The organism is Acidovorax sp. KPB24-03, assembly GCF_057546605.1.
The window spans coordinates 1-512 of record NZ_BAAJYR010000971.1; the positions used below are offsets into that span (position 1 = coordinate 1).

Below are 512 nucleotides of genomic sequence, written 5' to 3' on the forward strand. Positions count from 1 at the left end.
TCACGCCGCTGGCCGACGCCGTGGCCGAGATGCAGCGCCACCGCCGCACGCCCATCACGCTGGCCGACGGGCACGCCGCGGCGCTGCGCATCTCGGGGGAGTTCGACCTGGACCGCATCGACCAGCTGATCGACCTGCTGCCGCGCCTGGCCCCGGTGCGGGTGGACCGCCATGCGGACGGCAGCGTGGTGATCGGCCTGCGCACGGCACATCAAAGACCATAGCAGGATGCCGGCGCATTGATTGCGGCGGTGCCCGTTTCGAGGCCCAGTGCCCGGTCTCCGGCCGATGGGCCGCCGCTGGCCATTCATTGATTTGGATCGGCGACGTGTACAAACCCGCCCGCTGCATCGGCTCACAGGGGGACGGGCGCGCCCTGCCCGCCCGCCGTCCCTTTTTTGTGTCTTGACCGATTTCTTTCCAGGAGCCTCCATGCCGATCCCCCAACACCGCCGCCCGCCACACCGCGCCCGCTGGGCCGCGCTGGCCGCCGCGCTGTGCATCGCCGCCAC

1 pseudogene is annotated in these 512 nt (G+C 71.3%); it reads left to right on the forward strand.

Going from position 1 to position 512, the window contains the following annotated elements:
• Positions 1 to 224: pseudogene (locus AC27KI_RS27100) on the forward strand (FecR family protein); the annotation flags it as partial.
• Positions 225 to 512: the final 288 nt, after the last annotated feature.